The organism is Bradyrhizobium stylosanthis (assembly GCF_001641335.1).
Lineage (GTDB): Bacteria > Pseudomonadota > Alphaproteobacteria > Rhizobiales > Xanthobacteraceae > Bradyrhizobium > Bradyrhizobium stylosanthis.
Genome location: NZ_LVEM01000004.1, coordinates 725,103 through 736,650 on the forward strand (window position 1 = coordinate 725,103; position 11,548 = coordinate 736,650).

The 11,548-nt window shown below is 63.8% G+C and carries 14 protein-coding genes; 8 read left to right on the top strand and 6 right to left on the bottom strand.

Annotation, left to right across the window (positions count from 1 at the left end; all coding sequences use genetic code 11):
- Positions 1-176: 176 nt before the first annotated feature.
- The 3 genes from A7X65_RS29805 to petA form a co-directional block, all read right to left on the bottom strand.
- Positions 177-851, bottom strand: a complete 675-nt coding sequence (locus tag A7X65_RS29805) for a dienelactone hydrolase family protein (protein ID WP_063692054.1) — start codon at positions 849-851, stop codon at positions 177-179.
- A gap of 148 nt (positions 852-999) precedes the next feature.
- On the bottom strand, positions 1,000-3,063 hold the full coding sequence (gene fbcH / locus A7X65_RS29810; RefSeq protein WP_063692055.1) for a cytochrome b/c1: 2,064 nt from the start codon (positions 3,061-3,063) through the stop codon (positions 1,000-1,002).
- A gap of 62 nt (positions 3,064-3,125) precedes the next feature.
- The gene (gene petA / locus A7X65_RS29815) at positions 3,126-3,656 is read right to left on the bottom strand and encodes a ubiquinol-cytochrome c reductase iron-sulfur subunit (protein WP_063692057.1); all 531 of its coding nucleotides are present in this window, start codon (positions 3,654-3,656) and stop codon (positions 3,126-3,128) included.
- A 281-nt stretch (positions 3,657-3,937) separates the two neighbouring features.
- Here petA and A7X65_RS29820 point away from each other — a divergent pair, with 281 nt between their 5' ends.
- The 6 genes from A7X65_RS29820 (at position 3,938) to A7X65_RS29845 (ending at position 7,789) form a co-directional block, all read left to right on the top strand.
- Entirely contained in the window at positions 3,938-4,405 is a 468-nt protein-coding gene (locus tag A7X65_RS29820; RefSeq protein ID WP_063692059.1) for a tRNA (cytidine(34)-2'-O)-methyltransferase, read from the top strand.
- Between the two features lie 10 nt (positions 4,406-4,415).
- Positions 4,416-5,048 (top strand): 7-carboxy-7-deazaguanine synthase, encoded by a 633-nt coding sequence (gene queE / locus A7X65_RS29825; protein ID WP_063692061.1) that lies wholly within the window; start codon positions 4,416-4,418, stop codon positions 5,046-5,048.
- A 19-nt stretch (positions 5,049-5,067) separates the two neighbouring features.
- Complete coding sequence (locus tag A7X65_RS29830; RefSeq protein ID WP_063692063.1) at positions 5,068-5,433, top strand: 6-pyruvoyl trahydropterin synthase family protein; 366 nt, start codon at positions 5,068-5,070, stop codon at positions 5,431-5,433.
- A 119-nt stretch (positions 5,434-5,552) separates the two neighbouring features.
- Entirely contained in the window at positions 5,553-6,440 is an 888-nt protein-coding gene (hemF, locus tag A7X65_RS29835) for an oxygen-dependent coproporphyrinogen oxidase (protein ID WP_063692606.1), read from the top strand.
- Positions 6,431-7,177: an HAD family hydrolase gene (locus A7X65_RS29840; protein WP_156528205.1), complete on the top strand. Its 747-nt coding sequence runs from the start codon at positions 6,431-6,433 to the stop codon at positions 7,175-7,177. The genes hemF and A7X65_RS29840 overlap by 10 nt, the downstream gene beginning before the upstream one ends.
- Before the next feature lie 402 nt (positions 7,178-7,579).
- On the top strand, positions 7,580-7,789 hold the full coding sequence (locus tag A7X65_RS29845) for a YodC family protein (RefSeq protein ID WP_063692066.1): 210 nt from the start codon (positions 7,580-7,582) through the stop codon (positions 7,787-7,789).
- Positions 7,790-7,974: 185 nt separating this feature from the next.
- Here A7X65_RS29845 and A7X65_RS29850 read toward each other — a convergent pair whose 3' ends face one another.
- On the bottom strand, positions 7,975-8,913 hold the full coding sequence (locus A7X65_RS29850; protein ID WP_063692069.1) for an MBL fold metallo-hydrolase: 939 nt from the start codon (positions 8,911-8,913) through the stop codon (positions 7,975-7,977).
- A gap of 140 nt (positions 8,914-9,053) precedes the next feature.
- Between A7X65_RS29850 and A7X65_RS43650 the strand changes: the two genes are divergently transcribed.
- Both A7X65_RS43650 and A7X65_RS43655 read left to right on the top strand, forming a co-directional pair.
- A complete protein-coding gene (locus tag A7X65_RS43650; protein WP_167358298.1) occupies positions 9,054-9,641 on the top strand; it encodes a LysR family transcriptional regulator in 588 nt (195 codons plus the stop codon).
- A complete protein-coding gene (locus tag A7X65_RS43655) occupies positions 9,638-9,961 on the top strand; it encodes a LysR substrate-binding domain-containing protein (RefSeq protein ID WP_283806181.1) in 324 nt (107 codons plus the stop codon). Before A7X65_RS43650 ends, A7X65_RS43655 begins: the two co-directional genes overlap by 4 nt.
- Before the next feature lie 178 nt (positions 9,962-10,139).
- On the opposite strand, the gene A7X65_RS29860 is transcribed toward A7X65_RS43655, so the two are convergent.
- Together A7X65_RS29860 and A7X65_RS29865 are read right to left on the bottom strand one after the other, a co-directional pair.
- Positions 10,140-11,039, bottom strand: a complete 900-nt coding sequence (locus A7X65_RS29860; protein ID WP_063692071.1) for a transglutaminase-like cysteine peptidase — start codon at positions 11,037-11,039, stop codon at positions 10,140-10,142.
- Positions 11,040-11,323: 284 nt separating this feature from the next.
- On the bottom strand, positions 11,324-11,494 hold the full coding sequence (locus tag A7X65_RS29865; RefSeq protein ID WP_156528207.1) for a hypothetical protein: 171 nt from the start codon (positions 11,492-11,494) through the stop codon (positions 11,324-11,326).
- Positions 11,495-11,548 lie beyond the last annotated feature (54 nt).

The following is an 11,548-nucleotide window of genomic DNA, read 5'->3' on the forward strand; positions in this document are numbered from 1 at the left end:
CACCAACGACGGGATGGGCGGGCTGCGGTGCTCATGGGGCGGATACTCACCATGGCGAGGGGGCGGCGTCAAGGGTGGGCACGGTGCCGTAGCCCGGATGGAGCGCAGCGCAATCCGGGGCTCGTGCCACGACGAGACAGCCCCGGATTACGCTGCGCTCCATCCGGGCCAGCGCCCTACCCCAGATGCTTCCGGAAAAACTCCGTGGCCCGGCCCCAGGCCAGCTCGGCGGCTTCGCGGTCGTGCACGGCCTGGCGCTGCTCGTTGACGAAGGCGTGCTCGGCATCATAGCGGAACAGCTCGAGCGATTTGCCGGCGGCCTTCATGGCCTTCTCGAAGCCGCTGACCAGCTCCGGCGTGCACCAATCGTCCTTGTTGGCGAAATGGGCCTGCAGCGGGATCTTGACGTCGGCGGGCTTGGCCGCCTGCTCCGGCGGGATGCCGTAGAACACGACGCCGGCGGCGAGCTCAGGCACATGGACCGCGCCGATGATGGTGACGGCGCCGCCAAGGCAGAAGCCGGTCAGCCCGACCTTGGCGCCGTTGCGCGACAGGTACTGCGCGGCGCCGCGTACGGTCTGCGTGGTGGCGTCCATGAAGTCGAGCGAATTCATCTCTTTGCCGGCCGCATCCGTGTCGTGATACGGCACCACCTTGCCCTTGTAGAGATCGGGCGCGAGCGCATCGAAGCCGGCGAGCGCGAAGCGGTCGCACAGGCCCTTGATCTGGTCCGACAGGCCCCACCATTCCTGGATCACGACCACGCCCGGCGCGTTGCCGCGCGCGGCATTGGCGAGATAGCCCGAGGCGTCCTTGCCATCCGGGCGCTTGAAGGTGACGGTGGTTCCCATGGTGGTCCTCCGGTGAGTGTCTGGGGGAGCGGTTGGCGGTATTTTGGCGGGTGAGCGGCAGATAGGCAATCGCGCCAAACAACACACGCGCGTGTCCAACAAAAAAGCCCCCTTTCGGGGGCCTTTTCATTTTCTCGTCTCGCGCCGCTCAGTGCGAGTCGGCCCAGACCTTCTTCTTGGTGAAGTACATCAGGCCGGCGAAGATGATCAGGAACACGAACACCTGGAAGCCGAGGCGCTTGCGGGCTTCCATGTGCGGTTCGGCGGTCCACATCAGGAACGTGGTGACGTCCTTGGCGTATTGCGCGACCGTGGTCGGCGAGCCGTCGTCATAGGTCACCTGGCCGTCGCTGAGCGGCTTCGGCATCTTGATGGCGTGCCCCGGGAAGTACTTGTTGTAGTACGAGCCCTCCGGGATGGTGACGCCCTCCGGCACCTTCTCCTCGAAGCCCTGCAGCACCGCGGCGACGTAGTCGGGGCCCTGCTCCTGGTACTGGGTGAAGAAGTCGAAGATGAACCAGGGGAAGCCGCGCTTGTAGGAGCGTGCCTTGGTGATCAGCGACAGGTCGGGCGGAGCCGCACCACCGTTCGCCGCACGCGCGGCCTGCTCGTTCGGGAACGGCGAGGGGAAATAGTCCGCCGCCCGGCCCGGGCGCTCGAACATGTCGCCCGCATCGTTCGGACCGTCCTTGACCTTGTAGTCGGAGGCGAACGCCGCCACCTGCGCCACCGAATAGCCGGGGCCGCCGGGATCTCCGAGATTGCGGAAGGCGATGAAGGACAGGCCGTGGCAGCTCGCGCAGACTTCCTTGTAGACCTTCAGGCCGCGCTGGAGCGCACCGCGGTCGAACTTACCGAAAGGGCCCGAGAACGACCATTTGTTGCCCGGAGGCTGGTCGCTGCCTTCGGATGCGCGCGCATCCTGCATGCTGCCGAGGAACAGCGCGCCGGCGGCGACGATGGCGACCATCACGGACGCCACGGCCTTGCCGCCCTTGCTCAGGATCGCCTCCGAGATCGAGTTCGGTACCGGCCGCGGCGTCTCGATGCGCGAGAGCAGCGGCAGCACGATCAGGAAGTAGGCGAAGTAGCACACCGTCAGGACCCGGCCGGCGATCACGTAGATGCCTTCCGGCGGCTGTGCGCCGAGATAGCCGAGCAGGATGCAGACCGCGACGAAGATCCAGAAGAACTGCTTGGCCAGCGGCCGGTACTTCGACGACCTCGTCTTGGCGGCATCGAGCCAGGGCAGGAAGCACAGGATGATGATCGCCGAGAACATCCCGATGACGCCCGCGAGCTTGTTCGGGATCGAGCGCAGGATCGCGTAGAACGGCAGGTAATACCATTCCGGCACGATGTGCGGCGGGGTCACGCCCGGGTTCGCCGGAATGTAGTTGTCGGCATCGCCGAGATAGTTCGGCATGTAGAAGATGAACCAGGCGTAGAGCAGCAGGAAGCAGCTGACGCCGAACATGTCCTTGATGGTCGCGTGCGGCGTGAACGGCACCGTGTCCTTTTCCGTCTTCGGCTCGACGCCGTCAGGATTGTTCTGGCCGGCGACGTGCAGCGCCCAGACGTGAAGCACGACGACGCCCGCGATCAGGAACGGCAGCAAATAGTGCAGCGAGAAGAAGCGGTTCAGCGTCGGATTGCCGACCGAATAGCCGCCCCACAGCAGCGTCACGATGCTCTCGCCGACATAGGGAATGGCGGAGAACAGGTTGGTGATGACGGTGGCGCCCCAGAAGCTCATCTGGCCCCAGGGAAGCACGTAGCCCATGAAGCCCGTCGCCATCATCAGGAGGTAGATGATGACGCCGAGGATCCAGAGCACCTCGCGCGGCTCCTTGTAGGAACCGTAATAGAGGCCGCGGAGCATGTGGACGTAGACCGCGAAGAAGAACATCGACGCGCCGCAGGCGTGCATGTTGCGCAGCAGCCAGCCGAAGTTCACGTCACGGACGATCAGCTCGACCGACTTGAAGGCGAGATCGGCATGCGGCGTGTAGTGCATCGCCAGGATCACGCCGGTGAGGATCTGCATCCCCAGCATGAAGGAGAGGATGGCGCCGAAGGTCCACCAGTAGTTCAGGTTACGCGGGGTGGGATAGACGACGAAGGAAGAGTGCATGAGGCCGAGGATCGGCAGACGCCGCTCGATCCATTGCAGGGCCGGATTGCTCGGCTGGTAGTCGGATGGTCCGCTCATGATGCGATCCTGAGGAAATATAACGACGAGACGGCGCGAAACTTCGGACAATGGTCCGAAGCTCAGCCGATCTGGATTTTGGTGTCGGAAACGAACTGGTACGGCGGCACCGGCAGGTTCGCGGGCGCGGGCCCCTGGCGGATGCGGCCGGACGAATCGTACTGCGAACCATGGCAGGGGCAGAAGAACCCGTCGTAGTTGCCTTCATGAGCGATCGGGATGCAGCCGAGATGGGTGCAGATGCCAATCACGACCAGCCACTGCTCATGGCCGGCCTTGACCCGGGCCTCGTCGGTCTGCGGATCGGGCAGGCTCGCCACGTTGACGGCGCGCGCCTCGTCGATCTGCTTCTTGGTGCGGTGGCTGATGTAGATCGGCTTGCCGCGCCAGAACACCTTGATGTCCTGCCCCTCGGCGACCGGGCTGAGATCGACCTCGATCGGCGCACCGGCGGCGATGGTCGAGGCATCCGGATTCATTTGAGAGATAAAGGGCCAGAGCGCAGCCGCGCCCCCTACTGCTGCAGCTGCCCCCGTTGCAACGAATAAGAAATCACGGCGTGTCGGATGGTCCGCCGAAGACGCTGTCGTCACGATTCCAACCCTTTCTTCTTATGCTGCCGGCGGAACCGCTCCAGGAGCCCCCCAAAGGTCCCCGGAACAGAGCTGCCGGCGCCCGCGGCCCCCCGCGGCGGCAGAACTTCGCTTGTCCCCACCAGAATAGGGCGAAAACAGCAGTCCAGAATCGTTCTATTGGCACCCTTGCCGGGCGAGCGCAAGCCCGCTAACGGCGGGGAAGCGTGCAATGCACGAATTCCCGGGCCTGCGATGTTTTATTGAGACATTTCCGGCCCTCAACCACCCCGTCGATGCCCATGCAGATCGCACTTTTCCAGCCCGACATCCCCCAGAACACCGGCACGATTCTCAGGCTCTGCGCCTGCCTGGGCATGGCTGCCCATATCATCGAGCCGGCCGGGTTCCCGGTCTCCGACCGGCATTTCCGCCGGGCGGGAATGGACTACCTCGATCACGTCAGCATCACCCGCCATGTGTCCTGGACGACCTTCGAGGAATGGCGCGCGGCACAGGGCTACCGGCTGCTGCTGTTCACCACCAAAGGCGCCACCGATTACCGCGATTTTCATTACCAGACGTCGGACATCCTGCTATTCGGACGCGAGAGCGCCGGCGTCACCGACGCTGTGGTCGAGGCCGCCGATGCGCGGCTGGTGATCCCGATCAATGCGGGGCTGCGGTCGCTCAATGTCGCCATGACCGCGGCGATGGCTGCAGGCGAGGCGCTGCGGCAGATCCGGAACCCGGCAAGTCCGATAGTTTGAGGAGAGACCATTGAGTTACGCGGTCAAGGAGATCTTCCTGACCCTGCAAGGCGAAGGCGCCCATGCGGGACGCGCCTCCGTGTTCTGCCGCTTTGCCGGCTGCAACCTCTGGAGCGGCCGCGAGGCCGATCGCGCCGAGGCGACCTGCAAGTTCTGCGACACCGATTTCGTCGGCACCGACGGCACGCTCGGCGGCCGCTATGCATCCGCTGCGGAGCTCGCCGACACCATCGCCGCGCAATGGACGGCCTCCACCGCCAACCGCTACGTCGTGCTCACCGGCGGCGAGCCGCTGCTGCAGGTCGACGCGGCCCTGATCGAGGCGCTGCATGCGCGGAGCTTCGAGATCGGGGTCGAGACCAACGGCACGATCGCGGCGCCCGAAGGGCTCGACTGGATCTGCGTCAGCCCCAAGGGCGGCAGCGAGCTGGTGCTGCGCCGCGGGCACGAGCTGAAGCTGGTCTATCCGCAGGCGCTCGCCGCGCCCGAGACTTTCGAGGGGCTCGCCTTCGAGCGCTTCTCGCTGCAGCCGATGGACGGCCCCGAGGTCGCCGAGAACACCGCGCGGGCGATCGACTACTGCCTGCAGCATCCGCAATGGCGGCTCAGCGTACAGACGCATAAATCGCTCGGCATCAGATAGGGATTGGGTTTTCGAACAGATGTGGGAATTGACGAAATCGTTCCGCTTCGAGGCGGCGCACTCGCTGTCGGGGACGACCTTTGGCCCGGCGAGCGAAGAGATCCACGGCCATTCCTTCCGCGCCGAAGTGACGGTGCGCGGCACGCCCGATCCCGACACCGGCATGGTGGTCGACCTCGGCCTGCTCCAGCGCGCCATCGAGGACGTGCGCCTGACGCTCGACCACAAGTTTCTCAACAAGATCGAGGCGCTGGGCAAGCCGACGCTGGAAAACCTGTCGCGCTTCGTCTGGGAGCGCCTGGCGCATATCGGCAAGCTGACCCGCGTCAGCATCCACCGCGACAGTTGCAACGAGAGCTGCACCTATTACGGTCCGCAAGGCTAGATTTCGTAGGGTGGGCAAAGCGGAGCGTGCCTACCAATCAAGACGACGGTGAGAGATGGTGGGCACGGCGCAAGGGCGCCTTTGCCCACCCTACGGCAGGTTCGTTCGGGAATAGAATGATGGACGCCTCGACAATCGAAGACCGCAAGTCCCGCGCCCGCGCCTGGTTCGAAGCCTTGCGCGACGACATCTGCGCGAGCTTCGAACGGCTCGAGGACGACGCGCCACAAGGCCTCTATCCCCTCGAGGCCGGCCGCTTCAAGCGCACGCCCTGGCAGCGCACCGACCACACGGGCGCCGCGGGCGGCGGCGGCGTGATGTCGATGATGTCCGGCCGCCTGTTCGAGAAGGTCGGCGTGCACTGCTCGACCGTGCACGGCGAGTTCGCGCCCGAGTTTCGCGCGCAGATCCCGGGCGCTGCGGAAGACCCGCGGTTCTGGGCCTCCGGCATCTCGCTGATCGCACACCTGCGCAATCCGCACGTGCCGGCCGTGCACATGAACACGCGCTTCGTCGTGACGACAAAAGCCTGGTTCGGCGGCGGCGCCGATCTCACGCCGGTGCTCAACCGCCGGCGCACGCAGGAGGATGCCGACACCCTCGCTTTCCACGCCGCGATGAAGGGCGCCTGCGAGCAGCCGAACGGCATTGCCGACTACGACAAGTACAAGAAATGGTGCGACGAGTATTTCTACCTGCCGCACCGGAAAGAAGCGCGCGGGATCGGCGGCATCTTCTACGACTGGCACGACAGCGGCGACTGGGACGCCGACCTCGCCTTCACCAAGGATGTCGGCCGCGCCTTCCTGAAGATCTACCCTGACATCGTCCGGCGCAATTTCGCCAGCGCCTGGACGGACGCCGACCGCGAGGAGCAACTGATCCGGCGCGGGCGCTATGTCGAGTTCAACCTGCTCTACGACCGCGGCACCATCTTCGGGCTCAAGACCGGCGGCAATGTGGACTCCATCCTGTCGTCGCTGCCGCCGGAGGTGAAATGGCCATGAGCGCAATCAAGCCGCTGCCGCGCGCCATGCTGATCGACATGGACGACACCATCCTGTCGGCCTATGGCCGGCCGGAGATCGCCTGGAACACGATCGCGGAAGAATTCGCCGAGGAACTCGCGCCGTTGCCGCCGGCACAGGTCGCAACCACAGTGCTCGCCTATGCGCGGCAGTTCTGGTCGACCGCAGGAGCTGAGTGGCGCATGAAGCTCGGCGAGGCGCGGCGACTCACGGTGCGCGGCGGCTTTGCGGCGCTCGCTGCCGAAGGTCATCGCGCCCTGCCCGACGACCTCGCCAACCGGCTCGCCGACCGCTTCACCACCTACCGCGAGGAAGCGATCTTCGTTTTCCCCGGCGCGCATGATGCGATCGACGCATTCAAGGCGCACGGCGTCAAGCTCGCGCTGGTCACCAACGGCGCCGCCGACATGCAGCGCGCCAAGGTCGAGCGCTTCGAGCTGACCCATCGCTTCGATCACATCCAGATCGAGGGCGAGCACGGCTTCGGCAAGCCGGAGGAGCGTGCCTATCTGCACGCCATGGAGGCGCTCGGCGTCACGCCTGCGGATACCTGGATGATCGGCGACAATCTGGAATGGGAAGTCGTGACGCCGCAGCGCCTCGGCATCTACGCGATCTGGATCGACGTCCATGGCGACGGCCTGCCCGAAGGCTCGACCGTCAAGCCTGACCGCATCATCCGCTCGCTGACCGAGCTCGTGCCCGGGCCGGTCTAAACCAAAACTTCGAAAACAACCCCATGCACAGTAGCGCGCTGCTGCAACATCAAGGGGTTACGGATTTTACGAAACCCGTTTGCGCCGTCGGGCAAAACAGGGGCATAATGCCATCCTCGCCGGGCTTGCGAGTGGCCATTTTGTGAGCGGCCCTCGCCGGCTTCCATCCTTCGAGACGCCCGCTGACGCGGGTTCCTCAGGATGAGGTCGCGTGCTGCGGCGGGATATCAAACCCTCATGGCGACAAGCCTGCCGATCGATGATCCCGCATCGCCGCGGCCGTAAGGCACGTCCGGCGACCTTCCTACGGTCCTGTGCGATCGGCCTTCCGCAGTCCGTTTTCAGCGTGTCATGACCGCCTGCTAGCTTCCGCGCCGCGTCGATCAACCGAAAGGACAATCCATGGAATTGAAAGCCGGCGATGTCGTGATGCTGAAATCCGGCGGGCAGCCGCTGACGGTCGCGGAGATCAAGGCGGAGGAAGTGCTCTGCGTCTGGATGGGCATGGAAGGCGACCTGTTCCGCGAGACGCTGCCGCTCGCCACCCTCGCCCGCGTGGAGGAGGAAGACGACGAGGACGAGGATGAGGACGAAGACGAGGACGACGAGTAGGCAGGCCTAGACTTTATTCCGGTTAGACAGGGGCATTCCCGCTCCCGCCCTCCTGATGTCCGCTTCGCTGAACAACACTTCAATAGCGGACATCGCTGGATAGCGCCGAGGGGCCACAGCTGAAGGAGAGAACGAATCCGGCGTGGGGATCATCAGTACGCGGGAGCCGGCTCACAGGCTCGCGCCTAGGGTTGATGACCCAGTCTCACGGCCATCTTCGGATGACGTTCACTCAAGGACCTCAAGGCGAGCAAGCTGTTACGCTCGTCGTCCCGGTCGAACGTAAAGCTTCCAGGTTCGACGCCGTGCTCCCAGCCCCAGCGGGTATGGCAAGCGTCGCCCGTCAGAAGCACCGCACCGTCCGGCGTGCGCGCGAGATAAGAGACATGGCCCGCGGTGTGTCCGGGGGTCAGTATCGCGAACAATGAACCGTCGCCGAAGACATCGATCACCCCTTCGAATTTTCCGTCGGGGTCCTTGGTGAACTGAAACTCTCGAATGGCGGGCCTGCCCTCAAAGAAGGCGTCTTCCATCCCCTCGACGAAGAAGTTCTCGAACTTCTTTTCCGCGGCTTCTCCGGGACCCGTGTAGAACGGCACATCCTTGGGAATGTCCGGCATGCCGGAGATATGATCGAGATGAAGATGGGTCATGAGCACCCCTTTGAGCGGGCCGCCCTGTGATTTGATGGCCGACGCGGCGTCTTCCCGGACTTGCATTTTTTCGAGCTTCGCGAAGCTTCGAACGACCCATCCAACTCCCAGGCTCTTGGGGTCCTCGACGAACCGCTTCGAAACGCCGGTGTCGACCATGTAGAATCCCTGCGTCGGATGCTTCACGAGATGCGTGTAGATGTGGATTGGCTCCTCGTGATCCCTAAGCCCCGCCTGGACAGCTTGAGGATCCTTCAGATTGATCAGCCCCGATAGATCGGCGACCCAATCCGCGCTCGCGACCGTCCTGACCTCGATGGGTCCCGGCTTATCGATCAACGCCTCCATGGCCGATGAACTGACAGGCTTGCCGAGGCTGGCAGGGGTCGATGGATGCGAGGTCTGCGAGCACGCGGGAAGCACGGCGACGGCAAGGGCGCCAATGAAAAGCAGTCCAGACTTGCGGAGCATGATTTTTCCTCATTTCTGCCGCCGCTTTTGCCGTGAGCCGCTAGAATAGCAATTGTCTAAATTCCTATGTCGCCATACATAAATGAATGGCCCGGCACGAGCCCAGGAGTGGACTTGGAGAGTGAACTTGGAGGGTGAACTTGGACCTGCAATGGAATGATTTGCGGATTTTTCTCGCGGTTGCGGATGCCGGCAGCCTGAGCGGCGCGGCACGGCGCCTCAAGCTGAGCCAGCCCACCTTGAGCCGAAGAATTGCGGAGATGGAGTACGCACTCGGCGAGCCGCTTTTCGTTCGCAAGAACCAGGGCATCTCCCTGGCGAAGGCCGGCACAAGGCTGCTTCCCGCAGCTCAAGGCATGGCGCAGTGGGCGACGGAAGCCAGTCGCTCACTCGACGCGAAGAACTCGCCCGTGAGCGGCCGCGTGCGTGTGACAGCGGCCCCCTCTTTCGCTTTCGATGTCCTGGCGCCGTTCGCGGAAACGCTGCGGAGGAAGCATCCACAGATCACGCTCGAGGTGCTGGCCAGCACGGAGCGCCTGAACCTTTCGCTCGGCGAAGCGGACATCGCACTCAGGAAACAGTCCTCCGATGATCCTGATCTGATCACGGTGGATGAAGTTACCGTTCCGATCGGCGCCTATGCGAGCAGGGAATACGTTCGCAGATTGCCAGCACATACGATTTCCGCGACCTCGACTGGATCGCGTGGGCGGGCCGGCATGAAATGACGAGCCCGAATCCGGAACTCGCGGCGAGGATCCTGGACTTTCGTCCCGCTTTCACCTCTGACGACTACAGCGTGCAGGTCGCGGCCTATCAGGCGGGCGTCGGCGCGATGATCCTTCTGAAGACTCCCCATCGCCTAACGCGCCCGGGCGGCCTCGTGGAGCTCAAGCTCCAGCTTCCGGCCTCACTCCGCGCACCACTCGCGATCATCTGCCACAAGCGTATGACGGATCTCCCCAAGGTGAGAAGCGTCGTCGATCTGCTCAAGCGAGAGTTTGCCGATCTGAGGAAGAGCCAGATTGCGCCGGGCAAGAGAAAATGAGCAAGCCTCACGAGCGTGCCCCACTTGTCCGAGCACAAATGCCAATTGGCCCGCCACCGCCTAAACGATGCTGTCCGGGGCAAGGTCGGCTGGCACGCCGTCGATGCTCATCATGGTTTTCAGCCACCCGTATTTTCGCAAATTGCCCACGCGCTACGCTACCCAGTGGCGCCCGATCTCAGCGGACGGCCGGGGTAAGCGTTCCCGGGGACGCAGATAGTGAGTGGACACCATCCGCATTCAATGAAATCAGCGGCAGGAAGTTGACTGCGGCCGAAGCGCTTATCAGTCCCGCGTGCCGATTATCCAGCAGGTACCATTGGCCCTCAATGGAGGCTGCCAGGACGGCGTGATCCAGGCCGGCGTCCCGGTCGCGGCCCAATATGATTGCAAGCTCATCAGGCGAGGCGCCCGCTTCGAGAAGGGCAAGGTATTTCGCAATGGCGTAATCCTCGCAATCGCCCTTGGTGGTTGCGAAGGTCGCAAGCGGCGGCGTCCATCGATCTATTTCACCGTACTGGACAATGTCCCGGACATAACGGATGGCGAGATTGACGCCCTGATTGGCCTCTTCGAGTCTTTCGCGACCGGACTTCGATCTGACGGCATTGACGAGTCGCAGGAATTGCGCGGCATTCGCTGGACATCTTGATGGGTCGGCGCGGCAGCGCTGGAGAACGGCGCGATCATCGTCGATGCCGGCTTCGAGGGCGCGCCACCTGCGCGACAGCAAGCCATCGGGAACCCGCGATGAGAGGGCGCCGAACGGCTCGCGACCTGCCTCCCCCGATCCGGACGTGACGGGTCGTTCTTCTGTCACGACCTGCGCAGAAGCGGACGGCATTTGACTGACGGCATCGACGTGGAGGCTGCGCTCGCGGTCGCGCGCCGCAAGCACCTCGTTGATAGTGAACGTGAAGGGCGAGCCGGCGGACTCGCCGGCCTGCGGCCGCAATAGGTCATGCCTATTGACGATCGCCTCTTGGCAAGATGAAGGAGATATCGTCGATGCGAACATCGAAGCGATCAGGGCCATGGCCGGCGCGAGCAAGCGCAGCCGCAGGGTGGGGCGCGACATGACGTCCCCCGTATGAACCCCAGCCGATTGCAGGTTTGATCACTCCGAGCCGCGCGCCGAGGCACGACACGTCGTGACCGGGATCGCCCCGTCGATGGCAAATCTCCACCTATTCAACCTGAGCTAGATGCAAAGGTTCCGATGCGCGTTGAAATTCAGTTCAGCTTGCGACGCCCCCGAAGGCCTTCAGGCCGCTTGGTGCGCACGGGGTCATCCACGATGGGGCGCCATCACTGCCGGGATCTCGACCTCAACATTCTTGGTCGAGCCGGCGCCACTTCCGGTCAGGGCCGCTTGACCTGAACGAGCCTCTCCTCGTTCTCGGCCAGCCCATCGTAGGAGTCGGCAATCTTCGCGTACTGGCTGCGGGTCGCTTCGTCGGCCATCAGCTCCGACTTGGCTCGAAACTCTTCGGCCTGGTCTCGATACCGCTTTGCGATTGCTTGGTGATCCATCGCACCCCTCTTGCGCAAGACCAAGCTTCGATCGACACAAAGGTTCCGCCTTCG